The sequence below is a fragment of the Amycolatopsis sp. WAC 04182 genome (genome assembly GCF_003947465.1).
Classification (GTDB): domain Bacteria; phylum Actinomycetota; class Actinomycetes; order Mycobacteriales; family Pseudonocardiaceae; genus Amycolatopsis.
In genome coordinates, this window is record NZ_QHJJ01000001.1 from 714,321 (window position 1) to 733,331 (window position 19,011).

Annotated in this window: 16 protein-coding genes; 8 read left to right on the top strand and 8 right to left on the bottom strand. The window is 68.1% G+C overall.

Annotation, left to right across the window (positions count from 1 at the left end; all coding sequences use genetic code 11):
• Window positions 1-162 precede the first annotated feature (162 nt).
• The gene (locus DMH01_RS03650) at window positions 163-2,154 is read left to right on the top strand and encodes a hypothetical protein (RefSeq protein WP_125673689.1); all 1,992 of its coding nucleotides are present in this window, start codon (window positions 163-165) and stop codon (window positions 2,152-2,154) included.
• Window positions 2,151-3,632, top strand: a complete 1,482-nt coding sequence (locus DMH01_RS03655; protein ID WP_125673690.1) for an ABC transporter substrate-binding protein — start codon at window positions 2,151-2,153, stop codon at window positions 3,630-3,632. Before DMH01_RS03650 ends, DMH01_RS03655 begins: the two co-directional genes overlap by 4 nt.
• Window positions 3,633-3,646: 14 nt before the next feature.
• Here the strand turns inward: DMH01_RS03655 and DMH01_RS03660 are convergent, their stop codons facing one another.
• Window positions 3,647-4,513, bottom strand: coding sequence for a bile acid:sodium symporter family protein (locus DMH01_RS03660; RefSeq protein WP_125673691.1), 867 nt, complete (start codon window positions 4,511-4,513; stop codon window positions 3,647-3,649).
• Between the two features lie 170 nt (window positions 4,514-4,683).
• Here DMH01_RS03660 and DMH01_RS03665 point away from each other — a divergent pair, with 170 nt between their 5' ends.
• Window positions 4,684-5,229 (top strand): DM13 domain-containing protein, encoded by a 546-nt coding sequence (locus DMH01_RS03665; protein ID WP_125673692.1) that lies wholly within the window; start codon window positions 4,684-4,686, stop codon window positions 5,227-5,229.
• Here DMH01_RS03665 and DMH01_RS03670 read toward each other — a convergent pair.
• Window positions 5,226-5,855: a TetR/AcrR family transcriptional regulator gene (locus tag DMH01_RS03670; RefSeq protein WP_125673693.1), complete on the bottom strand. Its 630-nt coding sequence runs from the start codon at window positions 5,853-5,855 to the stop codon at window positions 5,226-5,228. The genes DMH01_RS03665 and DMH01_RS03670 overlap by 4 nt on opposite strands.
• A gap of 60 nt (window positions 5,856-5,915) precedes the next feature.
• Between DMH01_RS03670 and DMH01_RS03675 the strand changes: the two genes are divergently transcribed.
• The 3 genes from DMH01_RS03675 to DMH01_RS03685 all read left to right on the top strand — a co-directional run bounded on the left by DMH01_RS03675 (window position 5,916) and on the right by DMH01_RS03685 (window position 9,625).
• Window positions 5,916-6,347: an RpiB/LacA/LacB family sugar-phosphate isomerase gene (locus tag DMH01_RS03675; RefSeq protein WP_125673694.1), complete on the top strand. Its 432-nt coding sequence runs from the start codon at window positions 5,916-5,918 to the stop codon at window positions 6,345-6,347.
• Window positions 6,348-6,609: 262 nt separating this feature from the next.
• On the top strand, window positions 6,610-8,247 hold the full coding sequence (locus DMH01_RS03680; protein WP_125673695.1) for a glycosyl hydrolase family 18 protein: 1,638 nt from the start codon (window positions 6,610-6,612) through the stop codon (window positions 8,245-8,247).
• A gap of 37 nt (window positions 8,248-8,284) precedes the next feature.
• The gene (locus DMH01_RS03685; RefSeq protein WP_370323350.1) at window positions 8,285-9,625 is read left to right on the top strand and encodes a cellulose binding domain-containing protein; all 1,341 of its coding nucleotides are present in this window, start codon (window positions 8,285-8,287) and stop codon (window positions 9,623-9,625) included.
• Window positions 9,626-9,954: 329 nt separating this feature from the next.
• Here DMH01_RS03685 and DMH01_RS03690 read toward each other — a convergent pair whose 3' ends face one another.
• Window positions 9,955-11,724, bottom strand: a complete 1,770-nt coding sequence (locus DMH01_RS03690) for a chitinase (protein ID WP_125673696.1) — start codon at window positions 11,722-11,724, stop codon at window positions 9,955-9,957.
• 243 nt (window positions 11,725-11,967) lie between these two features.
• On the opposite strand from DMH01_RS03690, the gene DMH01_RS03695 reads away from it, so the two are divergent.
• Window positions 11,968-12,600 carry a sigma-70 family RNA polymerase sigma factor gene (locus DMH01_RS03695; protein WP_125673697.1) on the top strand — a complete coding sequence of 211 codons (633 nt, stop codon included), beginning with the start codon at window positions 11,968-11,970 and terminating at the stop codon, window positions 12,598-12,600.
• Here DMH01_RS03695 and DMH01_RS03700 read toward each other — a convergent pair.
• The 5 genes from DMH01_RS03700 to DMH01_RS03720 all read right to left on the bottom strand — a co-directional run bounded on the left by DMH01_RS03700 (window position 12,597) and on the right by DMH01_RS03720 (window position 16,622).
• A complete protein-coding gene (locus tag DMH01_RS03700) occupies window positions 12,597-13,244 on the bottom strand; it encodes a response regulator transcription factor (RefSeq protein ID WP_125673698.1) in 648 nt (215 codons plus the stop codon). The two genes, DMH01_RS03695 and DMH01_RS03700, sit on opposite strands and share 4 nt — an antisense overlap.
• Window positions 13,241-14,770 (bottom strand): GAF domain-containing protein, encoded by a 1,530-nt coding sequence (locus DMH01_RS03705; protein WP_233621387.1) that lies wholly within the window; start codon window positions 14,768-14,770, stop codon window positions 13,241-13,243. Before DMH01_RS03705 ends, DMH01_RS03700 begins: the two co-directional genes overlap by 4 nt.
• 48 nt (window positions 14,771-14,818) lie before the next feature.
• A complete protein-coding gene (locus DMH01_RS03710; protein WP_125674304.1) occupies window positions 14,819-15,298 on the bottom strand; it encodes a pyridoxamine 5'-phosphate oxidase family protein in 480 nt (159 codons plus the stop codon).
• A gap of 99 nt (window positions 15,299-15,397) precedes the next feature.
• The gene (locus tag DMH01_RS03715) at window positions 15,398-15,829 is read right to left on the bottom strand and encodes a nitroreductase family deazaflavin-dependent oxidoreductase (protein ID WP_125673700.1); all 432 of its coding nucleotides are present in this window, start codon (window positions 15,827-15,829) and stop codon (window positions 15,398-15,400) included.
• 10 nt (window positions 15,830-15,839) lie between these two features.
• Window positions 15,840-16,622 (bottom strand): TetR/AcrR family transcriptional regulator, encoded by a 783-nt coding sequence (locus DMH01_RS03720; RefSeq protein ID WP_125673701.1) that lies wholly within the window; start codon window positions 16,620-16,622, stop codon window positions 15,840-15,842.
• A 78-nt stretch (window positions 16,623-16,700) separates the two neighbouring features.
• Here DMH01_RS03720 and DMH01_RS03725 point away from each other — a divergent pair, with 78 nt between their 5' ends.
• Window positions 16,701-18,962, top strand: a complete 2,262-nt coding sequence (locus DMH01_RS03725; protein ID WP_125673702.1) for an excinuclease ABC subunit UvrA — start codon at window positions 16,701-16,703, stop codon at window positions 18,960-18,962.
• Window positions 18,963-19,011: the final 49 nt, after the last annotated feature.

Genomic DNA, 19,011 nt, shown 5'->3' on the forward strand with positions numbered 1-19,011 from the left:
CGCATCGGCGCTAACCGTGACCCGATGTTAGGCCGAATCGGTTAACCCGAAACAGCGTCTTCCCCCTCCTCGCCGGAATCCCTGCGGTCGCGCCATCGGCTGTCTATAGTCGACGCTCACTGTGGCGCGGTCGAATCGGGAGCCGCGCGGGGAGGGGGGTCGATGCCTGCCGGCATACCCCGCATATCCGGTCTCGGTTCGATCGCGGGTGGTTTGGTCGAGGAACTGCTCAGCCGCCCGAAAGGGCAAAGCCGGGCCTTGCCGGTCGTGGTCGCGCTCGGCGCGCGAGGGACTGGGAAGTCGGCATTGCTGGACGCGATCGCGAAACGCTGCGAGGAAATTCCGCACGCCTGTCTCGATTTCGAACGGCACGAACGGGAGAACATCCAGCCGCGCGAACTGCTCGCCCATCTCGCGTTCGACCTCGGCAGGCACCGCAAGCAGTTCGGCCGCCTGGCGTTTCCCCGGTTGTGGCTGTGCATGCTGGTGCTGAGCGCGCCCGTGGAACTGCGCGACCGCCGTGCCGCGCTGCGCAAGATCCGGGAACTGCTGGCGGAGAACCAGCCCCTGGAACAGAATCGGGAAACGATCGTCGACGTGATGCGGCTCGTCGGCGGGGTCGCTCCGGCGGGCGGGCTGAAGGGCTGGCCCGAAGCCACCGACCTGCTCTTGCGCGGACTCGGCTGGTACGGCAGGCGGCGGCTGGTCGGCAAGATCAAGGCGCTGCCCGCCAACACCGGCAACCACGAGGATTTCCTCATCGAAATCGCCAAGCACGCGCGGGGCGACGACGAGGACCGCGCCGCCGTCGACGGCATCTTCTGCGACGCCTTCCTCACCGATCTGCGCCAGGACTACCACGGCGTCAACCGGTCCCGCCGCACGCTCAACAGCGTCGTCCTCCTCGACAACGCGCACACTCCCGGCGGGCAGGCCTTCCTGCGGGCCCTGACCGACGCCCGGCATCGCTCCGGCGGAGAGCCCGACCCCCTGGTGGTGATCGCCACCAGCCGCCGGTGGAATCCGGATTGGAACGAGACCTGGTCGTTGCTGACCCCGCAGCGGGGCACGCCGTCGCGAAGACGACCGGCCGGCCATCGAACGGGCGGGCTGCGGACGCCGTCGCCCCGGCGACCGTCCGATGTGGAATCGGATCGGGCCGCGGGCCAGGATTCCCGGTGGTATCCGTGGTATCTCATCGAACTCGGCACGCTGTCCGAGGACGACGTGGTGGACATCGTCGCCCGCGGCGACATCCACCCGACCTCCAGATTGCCGCGCTTCCTGCACCGGCTCACCGACGGGCACCCCGGTGCCGTCGCCGCCGTCTTCGGCGCGTCGGCGGAACTCTACGATTCCCGCGACCCGGCCGCTCTCCGCACGGCCTTGCGGACCGTCGTCACCGCCGAGGACGGCACCGAGACGACCTTGCTCGCCGAGGCACAGGCCTCTCTGCTGCAGGACCTGCCGGCGCCGAGCAGGCAGGATCTCGTCACGGCCAGCGCCGCCCGCGACGTGGAAACGCTGTTCCACAAGAACATCGTCGAGCTGCGCAACGCCACGGAGGAAGGCGCGCTGTTCAAGGAGCTCGGCGATCTCCTGTGGTTGCGGGCGGAACCGGGAGACGGGCTCCGCTACGTCCTGCACCCCTGGCTTCGCCGGGTTCTGTTGCAGGAGCTGGCTTCACGCGGCGATGATCACCCACTGAACTGGACCCACGTGCACACGCGGTGCCGCGACTTCTACGAAGCACACGGCCAAAGCGTGGCGGCGCGCTATCACGATCTGGCACTGGAGAACGTCTCCGCGGTCGTCGCGCATCTGAGCGGGCCCTTCGCCGACGACCAAGCGGAGTTCGACGTGCCCGCCGCCGAGGCATGGCTGGCCGAACTGGATGTCATCACCGCGGCGCCCAACCGGCTGGACCCGGGTGTCGCCGCGTACGACCAGCTGGAAGCGCGCACCCGGAACGCCGACGGCGACCTGGAGGTCACCCTTTCCTGGCTGGTGGTCGCGTTGTGGATCGCGGCGGACCCGCTCGGCGACCCCGGCGAGACGCTGAACCAGACCATCAGGGGCGGTTTCCACCAGCTGGCGCACGGACGAGGACGGGGATCCATCCTGTTGCACGAGAGGGCGGAGAGATACCGATGACCGCACCGAGCGACCGGATCAGGCCACCACGGCCGACGTGGTCGAAGTGGCTGATGGCCGGTGGGGGTGTCCTTCTGCTCGTCGCCGCGCTCGTGGCCGTGTTCGTCGTCGTGCCGGCGATCGACAAGGCCGGGCGCAGCTGCGCCGACGGGGTGGAGCAGCGCGGCGAACACGCCGAGTGCGTCGGTGTCACGGACGGCGCCTACGCGTTCTCCCCGGACTTGGCCGGCGTGGAGGAACACATCCGCAAGGAGAACGCGTCGGTCACCGGCTCCGGCAAGCCCTACGTGACGATCGCGGTCCTGTTGCCGATGACCTTGGTCGAGAACGACATCCTGTCCGCCGAGTGGGTGCGGCATCAGCTCCAGGGCGCCTACATCGCCCAGCGCCGGGCGAACACCACCGGGTCCTGGGGCAGTCTCCCGCTGATCCGGTTGCTGCTGGCCAATCCCGGCAGCCGGCTGGCCCACTGGGAACCCGTGGTGGACGACCTCATCGGCCGCGTGGAACGCGAACGTCTCGTGGCGGTCACCGGCATCGGACTGAGCCTCGGCTCGGCACGCAGCGCCATCGAACGGTTGTCACAGCACAAGATCCCGCTCGTCGCCTCCCCCGTGGCGGCCGACGAGTTCTCCGAGATCCCCGGTTTCATGCGGGTGTCCCCGACGAGTTCCACCTACGGGATGGCCGCGGCAGGTTACGTCCGCCCGACCGCGCGCACCGCGACACTGGTGCAGGACGCCAACCCGGCCGACCTGTACCCGAAGACGCTCGCGTCGGCCTTCACCGCGAAATTCGCGGACGACACGCACCGGATGGTCGGGCGCACCGAGGTGTACGACTCCAGCCTGCCGGGGATCGAGAACACGTTCTTGCAGATGCTGCCGAACATCTGTGGCAACGAAGCGGAAGTGGTGTACTTCGCGGGCCGCGAAAACCATCTCGCCTCCTTCGTGGCGGGGCTGGCGCAACGCCCGTGCCTCGACCGGCCCATCACGGTGCTGACCGGTGATCTGGCGCTGGTCGGCCCGCCGAGCCCGGAAATGCGCAGGGGACTGGAAGCCAAGGTGACCGTGCTGGGTCCCGGCCTCGCCCATCCCCGCGCGTGGACCACCGAGCCCGGGGTGTTCAATCCCGCGGCGGTCGCGAGTTTCCAGGAAGACGGCTGCACCGAATGCTTCCGCGCGGTGTTCCCCAAGGAACGGCTGGACGACGGTATCGCCATCCTCTCCCACGACGCCGTCCTCACCGTGGTGTGGGCGATCCGCGGCATCCCGAGGACCGCGCCCGCGCAGGTGACCGCGCAGGACGTGCTCCAGGCCAAGAACCGCCTGCACGGCAAGCTGGCGGTCCCCGGCGCGAGCGGCATGATCTCGTTCGACGATCGGGGGGACCCGGTGAACAAGACCGTGCCGATCCTGCGGGTGAGGCTGGACGACACCCCCGAGTACGTCCAGCTCTCCACACCGGCAGGCTGAACCCCGGTGTCCACTCAGACCGGCGCGCTCTCCCGGCTGCGCGACAACAGGAACGCCGCGATCCCGGCGGGGAAGAACATGAGCACGCCGTAGATCCCGGCGGGCACGGCCATCGCCTTGTCACCGAGCACGGAAATCGCCACCGCGATGGCGAGGGTGGCGTTGTGGACGCCGATCTCCATGGCGGACGCGATCGACTGCCCGCGGTCCACCCGGAACAGTCGTGGCACGTAGTACCCGATCGCGAGGCTGAGCACGGAAAGCGCCAGCGCCACCGGCCCGAGCGTCCAGATGTTGTCCACCAGCGTCCGGAATTCCTGCGCGATCGCCGCCGCGATCACCAGGACGAGCACCACGGCGGAGCCGATCTTGACCGGTTTGCGCATCCGCTCGGCCCAATCGGTGAACCGGGCCCGCACCGCCATCCCGATCACGACGGGAATCAGCACGATCGCGAACACCTGCACGAACTTCGCGGGCTGGAGCCCGACCGAGGCACTGCCGTCGAGGAATTCGGCCATCGACAGGCCGACGACCAGCGGCAGGGTGAACACGGCCAGCACGGAGTTGATCGCCGTGAGTGTGACGTTGAGGGCGACGTCACCGCCGGCGAGGTGACTGAACAGGTTCGCCGAGGTCCCGCCGGGTGAGGCGACGAGCAGCATCATGCCGACCGCGAGCACGCCTCCGAGGCCGAACAACACGATCAGGCCGACGCAGATCACGGGCAGCACGATCATCTGGCACGCCAGCGCGATGACGGCGGCCTTCGGATACTTCAGCACCCGCGTGAAGTCGCCGACGGTCAGGGTCAGGCCCAGCCCGAACATGACGAGTGCCAGCGCTACCGGCAGGAGGATGGAAAACATCGCCGAACCCATCGAGGGGCCTCCGTCCGATATGCCCTTTTCAGATCGGCAATCGTGTCAAGCTGCGTGATCCGGGTCAAGGCACCGACACCCAGCCGTGACCCCGCCCGATCGGTGCCGTAAGAGTTCGGTAACCGCCCGAACCGGGCGATCCGGACGCTTCACGCGGTTGAATGTCCCCCATGAAACGCAAGCGGGTGCTCGCCGTGGTGGCGGTCGGAGTGGCGGTGGCCGCCGCCGCCGGCCTCTATTGGTTCCAGCCGTGGAAGCTCTGGGTGAACGAAACGGTCCAGGAGGCCGTGCCCGTCGTCGCCCAGCCCTCGGCTCAACCGACGGCTCAGACTTCCGGAAGTGCCACGCCCGCCCCGAAAGAGCCCTCGGTCGTGGCCACCGGCGCACTGATCAGCCACGAGCACACGACCAGTGGCGACGTCCGGATCCTGCGCGCGGCCGACGGATCACTGGTGCTGCGCCTGGAGAACCTCGACACGAGCAACGGGCCGGATCTGCGGGTCTGGCTCACCGACGCGCCGGTCATCCCCGGCAAGGGCGGCTGGTTCGTGTTCGACGACGGCGCGTACGTGAGCGCCGGGAAACTCAAGGGCAACAAGGGAAGCCAGAACTACACGTTGCCCGCGGGCACCGATCTGGCACGCTATTCGAGCGTGACCATCTGGTGCGAACGGTTCAGCGTCTCCTTCGGCGCGGCTGAGCTGACGAAGGTCTAGGCGAGCCGATCCACCGCGTACTCCATCTCCGCGCGGACGGCACGCAGATCGATGCCGCCGGGATCGATGATCGCCGCCACTGCGATCCCGCGCAGCTGCCCCACGAGTGCCGCCGCGTACGCGTCGGGATCGCGGACGCCGGTGATGGAGCCGTCCGCGATCCCGGCGGCGACGGTCTGCGCGATGGCGAAGCGGTACCGGCGGTCGGCCTCGGTCATCGCCGAGCGCACCGCCGGATCGCCGACGGTCGCGTCCGTCCAGAGCACCACGAACGCCCGGTTCAGCGGCGGCATGTCGGTGAGCAGCTCGAAGAAGATGTCCAGCAGCGCACGCAGCATGTCCATCGGGCTCGGGGCCAGCCCGCCGGTCCGGGTGGCGACGGCGGCGCTGAAGACGTCGGCGAACTTCTCCGCGGCGAACTCGACGAGCCGCTGGACCAGCGTCTCCTTCGAGCCGAACAGCTGGTAGACGACGCCGCTGGGATAGCCGGTCCTGGCGCAGATCATGCCGATCTTGAGCCGGGCGAAACCTGCCTCGCCGATGAGGCGGGCGGCGGTGTCGAGAATCCGTGTCCGTGCGATCTCCTGGTCACGCTGTACCTGGTGCTCCTCCGCAGACGAGTCCACGCCGCGATCCTCCCATGACTTCCGGTTCGCCACCGGTCGACGCGGCGTTACGATCCGGACATGAGGATCGCCTTCGCCGCCGACGACCGCAACGCCACCACGGACGCCGTCCAGGCGTATCTCGCCGAGGCGGGCCACGAGGTGTCCCGCCCCGCGACGTCGGACGTCTGGCCGGAGCTCGGCGCGGCGGTGGGCAGGGCGGTCGCGGCAGGCGAGGCCGACTTCGGCGTGGTGATGTGCTGGACCGGGACGGGGACGGCCATCGCGGCCAACAAGGTTCCCGGCGTCCGCGCGGCGCTGGCCTGGGACACCTGGATCGCCGCGGGCGCGCGCAAGTGGAACGACGCCAACGTGCTGGCACTGAGCCTCAAGCGCCTGGCCCCCGACGTGGCCGTCGAAATCACCGAGGTGTTCCTTTCCGGTGTCCTGCCCGACCCCGACGAATCCGCGAATATCGCCCGGCTCGGCGAAATGGACGAATTCCGTCGGTGACCGGCACCGAACCAGTGAACGGTTAACGCTGTCGAACGTATTAGGCCGTTCGCAGGAAAATCACCACTCTACGTAGTGATGCTTCCCATATTGGTCCAGACCACGTACCGTCTCCCGCAACAAAGCGTTCCCCCGTGGAGGTGGTCGATGAAGACGCATCCCCGCCTGCCCGGCTCCGGCCACGGCAACGCGATGTCGCTGATTTCCCTTTGACGAAATCATCTCCAAGATCATTTCCCTGCACCGGGTTGTAAGGAGTGAAATGTCGAGAAAAAGATGGCATCTGGTCGGCCTGTTCACGGCCGTGGCGGCGCTGGCGGTCGGTCTGGTGACCGTGCCGGCGAACGCGGCCGGTGGCGTCGGAGCCACTCTGACCAAGGGGTCGGACTGGGGCTCCGGCTGGGAAGGCAAGTACACGATCACCAACAACTCGGGATCGAGCCTGACCAACTGGACCCTCGAGTTCGATCTCGCGGCGGGCCACTCGATCGCTTCGCTGTGGGACGGCAGCTACACCGTCTCCGGCCAGCACGTGACCGTCAAGAACACCTGGAACGGCAACCTTTCCAACGGCGGTTCCACCAGCTTCGGCTTCAACGTCAAGTACTCCGGCGCTTACACCGCGCCCGCCAACTGCAAGATCAACGGCGGCTCGTGCGACCCGGGCGGCGGTAATCCGACCACGACGCCGACCACACCGACCACCACGACGTCGAATCCCCCGACGTCGACCAGCACGAGCAATCCGCCGACCACCACGACTTCGAACCCGAACCCGGGCGCGAAGAAGAACCTCGGCTACTTCGTGCAGTGGGGCGTCTACGGCCGCAACTACCACGTGAAGAACATTCACACTTCCGGTTCCGCGGCCAAGCTGACGCATATCAACTACGCGTTCGGCAACGTCACCAACGGTTCCTGCACCGCGAACGACGACACCTACGCCGACTACGACAAGTTCTACGACGCGGGGTCCAGTGTGGACGGTGTCGCGGACTCGTGGGACGCGGGTTCGCTGCGCGGTAACTTCAACCAGCTGCGCAAGCTGAAGAAGATGTACCCGGGCCTGAAGGTGCTGTGGTCGTTCGGCGGCTGGACCTGGTCCGGCGGCTTCGGCCAGGCGTCGAAGAACCCGGCCGCGTTCGCGGAATCCTGCTACAAGCTGATCAAGGACCCGCGGTGGGCCGACGTCTTCGACGGTATCGACATCGACTGGGAGTACCCGAACGCCTGTGGTCTGACCTGTGACACCAGCGGTCCCGCCGCGATCAAGAACGTCGCTCAGGCGCTGCGCACCAAGTTCGGCTCCTCGTTCCTGGTCACCGCCGCGATCACCGCGGACGCCAGCAGCGGCGGCAAGCTCGACGTCGCCGACTACGGCCCCGCGTCGGCGTACTTCGACTGGTACAACGTCATGACGTACGACTTCTTCGGCGCTTGGGCGGCGCAGGGTCCGACGGCCCCGCACTCGCCGCTGACCTCTTACCCCGGCATCCCGCAGCAGGGCTTCAACTCCGACGACGCCATCCAGAAGCTCAAGGCCAAGGGTGTCCCGGCGAGCAAACTGTTGCTGGGTATCGGTTTCTACGGCCGAGGCTGGACCGGCGTCACCCAGGACGCCCCGGGCGGCACCGCGACCGGCGCGGCGCCGGGCACCTACGAGGCGGGCATCGAGGACTACAAGATCCTCAAGAACAGCTGCCCGTCGACCGGCACGATCGCGGGCACCGCGTACGCGAAGTGCGGCAACAACTGGTGGAGCTACGACACTCCCGCGACCATCAACGGAAAGATGGGCTGGACCAAGAACCAGGGTCTCGGCGGCGCGTTCTTCTGGGAGCTCAGTGGTGACACCACCAACGGTGAACTCGTCACGGCCATGCGCAATGGCCTGAACTGAGAGGTTGACTGTGGCTAAGCGGACTTGGATCCAGGCCATCGGCCTGTCCGCCGCTGCCGCAACGGCCGGCGCGGTCCTCGTGATCGCGCCGGCCTCCGCGGCCGGCGGCGTCGGCGCCGCCTTCAGCAAGGGCTCCGATTGGGGCTCCGGCTGGGAGGGCAAGTACACGATCAGCAACAACTCCGGATCGAGCCTTCCGGCCTGGACGGTCGAATTCGACCTCCCCGCGGGACACTCGATCGCTTCACTGTGGGACGGCAGCTACTCGGTCTCCGGGCAGCACGTGACGGTGAAGAACACCTGGAACGGCAACCTTTCCAACGGCGGTTCCACCAGCTTCGGCTTCAACGTCAAGTACTCCGGGGGCTACGTCGCCCCGGCGAACTGCAAGATCAACGGCGGGTCCTGCGATCCGGGCGGCGGCGGTCCCACCACGACGCCGACCACGCCCACCAGCACGACCACGACCTCCCCGACGACGACCACGAGCACCCCGCCACCGCCCGGCGGCCGTGGCGCGCCGTATCTGTACATGGGCTGGGGCAGCCCGCCGAATCCGCAGACGGTGATGAACGCGACCGGGATCAAGTGGTTCACGATGGCGTTCATCCTGTCGTCCGGTGGCTGCAATCCCGCTTGGGACGGCAGTCGTCCGCTGCAGGGCGGCGTCGACGCGAACGCGATCGCGCAGATCAAGGCCGCGGGCGGGCAGATCGTGCCGTCCTTCGGCGGGTGGAGCGGCAACAAGCTCGGCCCGAACTGCTCGACGCCGGAAGCGCTCGCCGGGGCGTATCAGAAGGTGATCGACGCCTACGCGCTCAAGGCGATCGACATCGACATCGAGAACACCGACGAGTTCGAGAACGCGGTCGTGCAGGACCGCGTCCTGAACGCGCTGAAGATCGTGAAGGCGAACAACCCCGGTATCCAGACCATCCTCACCTTCGGCACGACGACCAGCGGCCCGAACTCCTGGGGCAACCGGCTCATCGACCAGTCGAAGGCACTGAACGCCGGGATCGACGTCTACACGATCATGCCGTTCGATTTCGGTGGTGGCGCGGATATGTACGGCAACACCATCAAGGCGGCGAACGGCTTGCGGGACAAGCTGAAGTCGACCTTCGGGTGGAACGACGCCACGGCGTACAGCCACCTCGGCATCAGCGGCATGAACGGTCTTTCGGACCAGCGGGAACTGACGAGTCTCGACACCTGGACGCGGATCACCGACTGGTCCAAGACCAACAAGATCGCCAGGCTCGCGTTCTGGTCGACCAACCGTGACCGGGGCTGCCCGAACGGCGGGGTCGCCGAGAACTGCAGTGGCATCGCGCAGAACGACTGGGACTTCACGCGGATCACCGCGGCTTTCTGACGTCCCCTTCGAACCGCGGGCCCGCACCGATGCTGCACGGTGCGGGCCCGCTCCTTTTCGCCCGCATTCAGAGGACTAATTGCGCGGTGCCGCGAGCCGGTCCGTGAAGGCCTCCTTCCCTACTTTGAGGGTAGGGAAGGAGGCCTTCACGACGTCGCGGTCACGCGGTGCCGGACGTGCCCACCCAGCGCGCCCGTAAGTACATGAAGGCCCCCTTCACTACGTCTAGCGCAGTGAAGGGGGCCTTCATGTACTTGGGGAACACCTCAGTGACCACAATGGTCACCGGAGCCTCGCGAGCCGGTCCGTGCGCACCCCATGCGCAGCGATCAGGGCAGGGCGTTCAGGAACGGTTCGTGCGCGTTCTGGAACTCCCATCCGTAGTACCGGTCCCAGTTGATCGACCACGTCATCAGGCCGCGCAACGCGGGCGAAGCGCCGCCGCGCAAGGAATACGACCCGCATCCGGAGTTCTTCACCAGGCAGTTCAGCGCCGAATGCACCGCCGCCGGCGCGGTGTGCCCGTTGCCCGCGCTCACCGCGGCGGGCAGGCCGAACGCGATCTGGTCCTCACGCAGCCCCGGGAACCGGAATCCGGTCGAGGACACCGTGAAGCCCGCCTTGATCATGTCGGTCATCGCGATGTGGAAGTCCGCGCCGCCCATGAAGTGGTACTGGTTGTCCAACCCCATCACCGGCCCGGAGTTGTAGTCCTGGACGTGCAGCACGGTCAGCGCGTCCCGCATCGCGTGGATCACCGGCAGGTACGAGCCCGTCCGGTTGTCCGCGCCGCCGAGGCCGCCGTAGTACTGGTATCCGGTCTGCACGAAGAACGTCTCCGGCGCCATCGTCAGGACGAATCCCGCACCGTAGCGGGCTTTCAGCGTCTTCAGCGCCGAGATGAGGTTGACGATCACCGGCGTGGTCGGGTTGCGGAAGTCGTTGTCGCCGGAATTGAGGTACAGCGAGTGTCCCTCGAAGTCGATGTCGAGGCCGTTCAGCCCGTACCGGTCGATGATCGCGGACACCGAGCTGACGAACGCGTCCCGCGCGGCGGTCGTGGTCAGCTGGACCTGGCCGTTCTGGCCGCCGATGGAGATCAGGACCTTCTTGCCCTGAGCCTGCTTCGCGCGGATCGCGGCGATGAAATCCGCGTCGCTTTCCACGGTCGGGCATTCCGCGACCGGGCACCGCGTGAAGCGGATGTCGCCCGAAGTTACCGAAGTCGGCTCACCGAAGGCCAGGTTGATGATGTCCCACGCCGCCGGCACGTCGGCCATCCGCGTGTAGCCGGAGCCGTTGGCGAAACTCGCGTGCAGGTAGCCGATCAGCGCGTGCTTCGGCAGGCCGGAGTCGACGCAGCCTGAGGTCGTGGCGCCCGCCTCCGTGGTCTTCGGCGACTCGCCCGCGCTGTTGTAGGCGGCCACCGAATAGCTGTGTGACGAACAGGCCGTCAGCCCCGAAATCGTCGCCGAAGTCCCGGTCACCGTCGCGACCACCTTGCCGGACTCGTACACGCGATAGCCGGTCACGGTCCCCGCCGAGGCGCCCCATGAGAGCGCGATCGACGAGTTCGTCACCGTGCCCACGGCCGGATTCCCCGGTGCGGGCGGCGCGCCGGGGGTGCCACCGCCGGGTCCGTCGAGGCTGATGTCGTCCGCGTAGTAGGTGCCCGACCCGTACCAGCCGTGGACGTACACCTCCGCCGTCGTCTGCGCGGCCGACGTCGTGAACGAAAGCGACAGCTGCGTGTAGGAGGTCGCGGCGGTCCAGGTCGACGGCCCGCCGGTGACCCCGAGGTACACCGGGTTCCCGTTCACCCAGGCGGACACCGCGTAGGTCGTGTTCGGCTGGACGGACACCGTCTGTGCGCATTTCCCGATCGTCGAGCCGGGCGTGACCGAAACGGCGTAACCGCCCGAACGGACCGGTGTGGTCACGGTCGCGCCCGCCGCGCAGGACCAGCCGGACGTCGAGCCCGCCTCGAAACCGGGATTGAGGAGCAGGTTGGCCGCGCTCGCGGTGCCACCGCCCGTGACCAGGCCGGTGAAGACGAGCACCAAAACGGCCAGAAATGACAAGGATCTGGAACGCCTCATCGCGATTCCTCCGTGGAAGGGCGGCCTGCCGCCGCGCTGGGCTAATTGTCTAGACCAATCTGGCGAAAGTCCATACCCCGGGCACACCAGGGCCGAAAGACCCGACTACTCCGGGCTGCTGTACCGGTGTGACGCGCGGGCGCGCTCCGTAACGTCGAAGGGGCCAAACAGGCCTGGGGGCTTGCGGGAGGTGGGGACGATGGGAACGCACAGGGGCGCGCCTGGAACGGCAGATCCGGCGTGATGACCGTGGCCGAAACCGTTCGCCCGACCTATCAGCCCCGCCCGGGAGAGCCGGACGGCGAACTGATCCGCGCGGCGATCAGCGGTGACCGGCGGGCCGTCGGGAGCCTCCTGGCGCTCCTCCGGCCGATCGTGTTCCGGTACTGCGCGGCCAGACTGGGCGTGGTGACCCGGGGAATCTCCAGCGCCGAGGACTGCGCCCAGGAGGTCCTGATGGCCGTACTCGTGGCCTTGCCCCGCTACAGCTACCAGGACGACAGCTTCCTGCCGTACGTCTTCGGGATCGCGGCGCACAAGGTGTCCGACGTCCGCCGGAACCTCGCCCGCGACCCGTCCGCGCCGGTGCCCGATCCGGAGCCCGAACCGGACGGACCGTGGAACCCGACGTTCGAAGAGGTCGAAAGGGCGGATCGCGGCCGCCGGTTGTCGCGGCTGTTCGAGGTGCTTTCGGCGAAACAACGCGACGTGCTGGTGCTGCGGGTGATCCACGGGTACAGCGCCGAAGAGACCGCCGGCGCGCTGGGCATGGCGAGCGCGGGCGCGGTCCGCGTCACCCAGCACCGAGCCCTCAACGAACTGCGCCGGGTGCTGCGCGAGAACCCCGATTTCGCCGGCGGGTTCGCGATCTTCTAGACGGTGGGCTTGCGGCGTTGCGTGGCGTAGACGGCGGCGGCGGTGCGGCGTTCGAAACCGAGCTTGTGCAGCAGGGACGACACGTAGTTCTTGACCGTCTTCTCCGCCAGGTACAGCTTTTCCGCGATCTGGCGGTTGGTCAGCCCGTCGGCGATGTGGTCGAGCACCCGTCGCTCCTGCGGGCTCAGCTGTTCGTACCGCGGGTCCGGGAGTGCGCTCTCCCCGCGCAGCCGGTTCATCACCGACGCCGTCAACGTGCTGTCCAGGAGCGATCCGCCCGCGGCGACCGTGCGGACGGCCTTGACGAGCGCGCCACCGGAGACCTGCTTGAGCATGTACCCGGCCGCGCCCGCCATGATCGCACCGAACAACGCGTCGTCGTCCGAATAGGACGTGAGCATCAGGCAGGCGGGCGGTGGATCGACGGACGCCCGGATCTCCCGGCAGACGCTGACCCCCTCGCCGTCCGGCAGCCGGACGTCGAGCACCGCGACCTGCGGTTTGACCGCGGGGATCCGCACGTACGCCTCGGCGGCCGTGGACGCTTCGCCGACCACGGTGAGATCGTCTTCGGCCTCGAAGACCGTCTTCAGCCCGGTGCGGACGAGTTCGTGATCGTCCAGCAGGAACACCGAAATCGTCATCGCACACTCCCCTGTCGGGCCGGCAGCTCCACCGACCAGTCGAGCTTCGTCCCGCCGTCCGGCGCCGCTTCGACGGCGAACGAACCGTTCCAGCGGGCCGCGCGTTCGGCCAGGTTCGCCACGCCGCTGCGATGGCCGGGTTCGGCCGGCATGCCGACGCCGTCGTCCACCACCGAAAGTTTCAGCCACCGGCCGTCCCGGTCGACGGAGACGTCGACCGAGACCGCCGTCGCCTCGGCATGTCTGACCACATTGGACAGTGCTTCGCGCAGGGTCGCGATGAGATCCGAGCGGACCGTGTCCGGCACGGCCGAGTCGAGCGGCCCGTCGAACCCGACCCGGGGTTCCGACGCGCAGCCCGCGTCGAGCGCGACACGCAGCAGCTCCGACCGGAGGCTGCCCTGCGCCTCCGCCGGTTCCTGCAGCGAAAAGATGCTGTTGCGGATCTCGCGGATGGTGCGGTCGATCTCGTGCGCGAAGCCGGTCACGCGGTCGGCGACGGCGGGTTCGCCCGCGAGCCTGCTGAGCCCCTCCAGGCCGAGCCCGATCGCGAACAGCCGCTGGATCACCAGGTCGTGCAGGTCGCGGGCGATGCGGTCGCGGTCTTCGAAGACGGCGAGGCGCTGCCTGTCCTGCTGCGCGCGGGCGAACTCGACCGCGAGCGCGGCGTGCGCGGCGAAGGTCTCGGCGAGCTGGACGTCGTAGGCGGAGAACGGGGTCTTGTCGCGGAACTTCGCCACCAGCAGGACGCCGAGCTTCTCCTCGCCGACGACCAGCGGGACGGCGATCGTGGAATCCAGGTCCTTGACCATCGCGGGCATCGTGACGCCGCGGCCGCCCTGGTGCTCGATCACCTTGTCGCCGTACTCCCGGACCACGACGGGTTTGCCGCTCGTGTACGCCAGTCCGGTCGCGGTGCCTTCGGTCGGCACGGTGACCCCGGCGAGCCGGTCGGCGTCCGGCCCCGGCGGCTCGACGATCTCGAAGACCAGCATCCCGTCACCGCGCGGCCGGGCGACCGCACCCGCCGAACCGCCGGCGACGACGCGGGCGCGCTCGGCGATCAGGCGCAGGGTCGCGGTCAGATCCTGGTCGGTCAGGAGCGCGCCGGTGACGTGATAGGAGGCTTCGAGCCAGCGTTCGCGGCGCTGCACCTGCTCGAACAGCGCGGCGTTCTCGATCACCACACCGGCCGCCGCGGTGAGCGCGACGAGCAAATCCTCTTCGGCTTCGGTGAACTCCTCGCCGTCCGGTTTGCGGGCCAGGTACAGCATCCCGAAGATGCGGCCACGCAGGCGGATCGGCACCACCAGGGACTCGTCCTCGGACGGCGGCCGGTCCCAGGCGTCGCCGAAGCGGATGAACTCGCTCGAATCGAGCACGCTCAGCGCGCCGTACGGCGCACCGGTCAGGTCGCAGGCCGATTCGACCAGGCGCCTCAGGATGTCGGAGAGACTGAGATCGTGGGCGATCCCGGCCACCGCGTCCAGAATCCTGGGCGCTTTGGCGTCACTCGCCGCACTCACCCGCCGCACTGGCGTCACCGTCCCGGAGTAACTCCCCGGGCAGTGGGGTCAGGAGTGACAGACGCGCCCGGATCGCTCATCTGGTGCGTCGATCACGGACAGCGCTTCGTTACCGCAAGCGCCGAGGATCCTTCGACCGGTCACCGATTCGATCGGGATGCGGAGGTACCGGGCGTCCGTCCGACCAGTCCAGCAGCCCAGCGGCAGGGTCTCGAGCTCGGCGATCACGATCGGATCACGCACCTCGGCGGCACGGCCGACGACGGTGACGAACCAGCCCGTCCCCAGGTCCTCGGCGAACTCGTCGACGGCGAACGCCACCACACTGTCGAGTGTCCCGGCGAACAACGCGCTCTGTGACGGCGTCCGGACCACGATCGCACCGTGGTGGAGCGCGAATCGCGCGGGCTGGATCGCCGGCATGGCCCGCGAGGTGAACACCACCCGGCCGAGCCCGGCGCCCGCGAGCAGCGCAAGGCACTGCTCGCGGCCGAGCGTTTCGAGACCCAAGGAGTCGGACATCGGCATCCCCGCGTTCTCGTCGTGTGCTTCGTCGAGATCCACGGTCCCCGGCTTACCGACTCGCCGGTAGGGCCGATGGACCCGGCCCGTGCGGGGGATGCCGGGTTACGCCTTCGGGCTCAGCAGCACCACGGGGATCTCCCGCTCGGTCTTGGTCTGGTACTGCGCGTAGTTCTTGAAGTCCGCGGTGATCTTGGGCCACAGGCGGGCGCGCTGCTCGGCATCGGCCACGCTCGCGACCATCGGCTTCGCGCTCTCACCCTTCAGGGTCACCTGGACGTCGGGGTTGTCGCGGAGGTTGAGGAACCACGCCGGGTGCTGGTCGTCGCCACCGCGCGAGGCGACGATGACGTACGCGTCACCCTCGCGCAGCGGCGAAGTCAGCAGCACGGTGCGCGGCTGGCCGGATTTGCGGCCGATGGTGGTCAGTTCCAGGACGGTCATCCCGGCGACCTGCCAGCCGGCGCGGCCGCCGCTGACCTTCTGGATGACGCGGTGGACGGCGTTCATGGTCTTCAAGGCGAAATCGGAGGGCATGCGGAGAAGGCTACTCCGCTTTCGTCGCCACTTCGATTCCGTCCAGGAGAACCGCCAGCGAGAACTCGAAGGCCTCCCTCGCCTCCTGCTCCAGATAGGACACCGTCTCGTCCTCCATCCGGAACGCGTGCTCGCCCTCCATCCAGGTCAGCGTCGGGAAACGCTCGGCGAAGTCGGGCGAGACCTCCTTCAGATGCCCGGAGCGCGCGTACCACCACTCGTCGTCGGACTGTCCTGTCACCTTTTCGGCCAGCCGCGCCTCCGAAGCCGTCCTGGCGGGCTCGCGCACGCACGAGTACAGCGCGCTGACCAGCCGCCGCAGCGCCGTCGGCCGCAACCCGGTCCGGCGCAGGATCTTCACCAGCGCCTCCAGGACGACGTACTCGTTCGGCCCGAGCACCGGCCGCGCCTGCGAGACCTGCAGGACCCAGGGGTGCCGCAGGTAGAAGTCCCAGAGGTCCTCGGCCCAGCGCGCGGCGTCGGCCCGCCAGCCGTCTCCGTCGTAGATGGCCGGAAGCTCGGCGAGCGCCTTGTCGTGCATGAGATCGACGAGTTCGCTCTTGCTCGGGACATAGGTGTAGAGCGCCATGGCCGTGCGGCCCAGCCGGTCCCCGACCGCCCGCATCGAGAGGCCCGGCATCCCTTCGGCGTCCGCGATGGCGATGGCGGTTTCGACGATCAGATCCACCGAAAGCCCCGGTTTGGGGCCGGGCCGCTCGGCGTCCGGCGACTCGGTCCGCCACAGCAGTGCCATCGACCGCCGGGGATCCCCCTGCGCCGCGTAGACGACCACTTGCCAACTCCTTACAGCCTAAACTAACCTCTGCTACCCTCACTTTACAGGCTAAAGAGTTCCAACCAGGGGAGAGCTATGCCTTCGGCCGCCGACAGCCACGACATGATCCAGGTGCGCGGAGCCAGAGAGAACAACCTCGCCGACGTCTCGGTCGACATCCCCAAACGCCGTCTCACCGTCTTCACCGGTGTCTCGGGCTCGGGGAAGTCGTCCTTGGTGTTCGGCACCATCGCCGCGGAGTCGCAGCGGCTGATCAACGAGACCTACACCGCTTTCATCCAGTCCTTCATGGCCCCGGTCGGACGGCCGGACGTGGACGCGCTGCGGAACCTGAGCGCGGCGATCGTCGTCGACCAGGAGCGGATGGGCGCCAACTCGCGGTCCACGGTCGGCACCGCGACCGACGCGCACACGATGCTGCGGATCGTCTTCAGCAGGCTGGGAACGCCGCACGTGGGGACGTCGGGCGCGTTCAGCTTCAACCTTCCCGAGGGGATGTGCCCCGAATGCGAGGGGCTGGGCAAGGTCACCAGCATCGATCTCGACCAGCTCGTCGACAAGGAGCTTTCGCTCGACGAAGGGGCGATCACCGTCCCGAACTTCACGCCAGGCAGCTGGTACTGGAAGGGACTGGCGGAGTCCGGTTTCGTCGATCCCGCGGTCAAGCTGAAGGACTACACCCCGCGGCAGTGGGAAGACTTCATGCACAAACCCGCCACCAAGATGAAGCTCGGCGGGATGAACACCACCTACGAGGGCCTGCTGGTGAAGGTGCGGCGGCTGTTCCTGTCGAAGGACAAGGAAGCGACGCAGCCGCACATCCGGGCCTTCGTGGACCGGGCGATCACCTTCCGGCAGTGCCCGGCGTGCGAAGGCGCCCGGCTCAACGAGGCGGCGCTGTCATCCAAGATCGAGGGACTGAACATCGCCGACTGCTCGTCGATGCAGATCGACGACCTGGCCGACTTCCTCCGCAAGATCGACGATCCGTCGGTCGGGCCGCTGATGCAGACCCTGCGCGGCACCCTCGACTCGCTCGTCGAGATCGGCCTCGGCTACCTGAGCCTCGACCGTGAATCCGGGACGCTGTCCGGCGGCGAGGCGCAGCGCGTGAAGATGGTGCGGCATCTGGGGTCCAGCCTCACCGACGTCACCTACGTCTTCGACGAGCCGACCGTCGGGCTGCACCCGCACGACATCCAGCGCATGAACGGTCTCCTGCTTCTCTTGAAGGACAAGGGGAACACGGTGCTGGTCGTCGAGCACAAACCGGAGACGATCGAGATCGCCGACCACGTCGTCGACCTCGGCCCCGGGGCCGGACCGAACGGCGGGCAGATCTGTTACACCGGCGATGTCGCCGGCCTGCGCGCGTCCGGCACGCTGACCGGACGGCACCTCGACCACCGGGCACGGCTGCGCACCGACGTCCGCGCGGCGCGCGGGCAGATCGAGATCCGGAACGCGACCCGGCACAACCTGCGCGGTGTCGACGTGGACATCCCGCTCGGGGTGCTGACCGTGGTCACCGGCGTCGCCGGTTCGGGCAAGAGCTCGCTCATCCACGGCTCACTGTCCACAAGGGACGACGTGGTGGTGCTCGACCAGTCGGCCATCCGCGGCTCGCGGCGAAGCAACCCGGCGACCTACACCGGCCTGCTCGACCCGATCCGCACCGCGTTCGCCAAGGCCAACGGCGTCAAGGCGGCCCTGTTCAGCGCGAACTCCGAAGGCGCCTGCCCGAAGTGCAAGGGCATCGGGCTGATCTACACCGACCTGGCGATGATGGCCGGGGTGGCGACGGTGTGCGAGGAATGCGAGGGCAAGCGGTTCACCGCCGAAGTGCTGACGTACCGGCTGCGGGGCAAGAACATCAGCGAGGTCCTCGCGATGCCGGTCGCCGAGGCGCGCGAGTTCTTCCCCTCGGGGCAGGCTCGGACGATCCTGGACCGGCTTTCCGACGTCGGCCTCGGCTACCTCGGGCTCGGGCAGCCGCTCACGACGCTGTCCGGCGGGGAACGGCAGCGGATCAAACTCGCCATCCGGATGGCGGAGAAATCGGCGACCTACGTCCTCGACGAACCGACCACCGGTCTGCACCTCGCCGACGTCGACCAGCTGCTGGGCCTGCTCGACCGGCTCGTCGACGACGGGAACACGGTGGTGGTGATCGAACATCACCAGGCGGTGATGGCGCACGCGGACTGGATCGTGGATCTCGGACCGGGCGCCGGTTCGGACGGGGGTCAGGTGGTGTTCACGGGGACTCCGGCCGATCTGGTCGACTCCGGTGACACGCTCACGGCACAGCACCTTCGCGCTTACGTGGGCCGCTAACTCCGTGAAGGCCTCCTTGAGGGACTCTGGGTCCCTCAAGGAGGCCTTC

Bases quoted from the DNA above. Each gene is read 5' to 3' on its own strand.
- DMH01_RS03655 (WP_125673690.1), top strand. From the start codon at position 2,151: ATGACCGCACCGAGCGACCGGATCAGGCCACCACGGCCGACGTGGTCG.
- DMH01_RS03690 (WP_125673696.1), bottom strand. From the start codon at position 11,724: ATGAGGCGTTCCAGATCCTTGTCATTTCTGGCCGTTTTGGTGCTCGTC.
- DMH01_RS03695 (WP_125673697.1), top strand. From the start codon at position 11,968: ATGACCGTGGCCGAAACCGTTCGCCCGACCTATCAGCCCCGCCCGGGA.
- DMH01_RS03665 (WP_125673692.1), top strand. From the start codon at position 4,684: ATGAAACGCAAGCGGGTGCTCGCCGTGGTGGCGGTCGGAGTGGCGGTG.
- DMH01_RS03725 (WP_125673702.1), top strand. From the start codon at position 16,701: ATGCCTTCGGCCGCCGACAGCCACGACATGATCCAGGTGCGCGGAGCC.
- DMH01_RS03715 (WP_125673700.1), bottom strand. From the start codon at position 15,829: ATGCCCTCCGATTTCGCCTTGAAGACCATGAACGCCGTCCACCGCGTC.
- DMH01_RS03710 (WP_125674304.1), bottom strand. From the start codon at position 15,298: ATGCCGATGTCCGACTCCTTGGGTCTCGAAACGCTCGGCCGCGAGCAG.
- DMH01_RS03650 (WP_125673689.1), top strand. From the start codon at position 163: ATGCCTGCCGGCATACCCCGCATATCCGGTCTCGGTTCGATCGCGGGT.
- DMH01_RS03675 (WP_125673694.1), top strand. From the start codon at position 5,916: ATGAGGATCGCCTTCGCCGCCGACGACCGCAACGCCACCACGGACGCC.
- DMH01_RS03660 (WP_125673691.1), bottom strand. From the start codon at position 4,513: ATGGGTTCGGCGATGTTTTCCATCCTCCTGCCGGTAGCGCTGGCACTC.
- DMH01_RS03700 (WP_125673698.1), bottom strand. From the start codon at position 13,244: ATGACGATTTCGGTGTTCCTGCTGGACGATCACGAACTCGTCCGCACC.
- DMH01_RS03680 (WP_125673695.1), top strand. From the start codon at position 6,610: ATGTCGAGAAAAAGATGGCATCTGGTCGGCCTGTTCACGGCCGTGGCG.